Below are 347 nucleotides of genomic sequence, written 5' to 3' on the forward strand. Positions count from 1 at the left end.
AGGGACACGATCCGATGCGTTCCTCCGTGCCGTTCACCGGGGCATGCGGCGCCCGCTCGACATTCGATGTTGCCCGTGCCCGCAACTGGGCCGTGACGAGGGGCTCCTGCTCACCCTGCTCGGGGCACTGCAAGAAGGCGACACCCTGAGCGCCCTGGAGGTGCTGGCAGATTGGCTCGAGCAGCCTGCCGTCATGCCGGCCCTGACACTGGCGACGCGCCTGGCCGCCGCCGCAGGTGAATGCGACCTATGCATCCACTGGTCGGCCTTGCCACCGCCTCAGGCAGGCCCATGCCATGGATCACCCGGGCATTCGACGGTGCATTGATGCCTTTGACGAGCAGCGG

General features: G+C 67.7%; 1 protein-coding gene. It reads left to right on the forward strand.

The window, feature by feature from the left end:
* On the forward strand, positions 1-328 hold a 328-nt coding region (locus tag Q7A36_RS41170; RefSeq protein ID WP_456306862.1), incomplete at its 5' end, for a hypothetical protein.
* Positions 329-347 lie beyond the last annotated feature (19 nt).

It is taken from the genome of Paracraurococcus lichenis (assembly GCF_030657435.1).
Lineage (GTDB): Bacteria > Pseudomonadota > Alphaproteobacteria > Acetobacterales > Acetobacteraceae > Paracraurococcus > Paracraurococcus lichenis.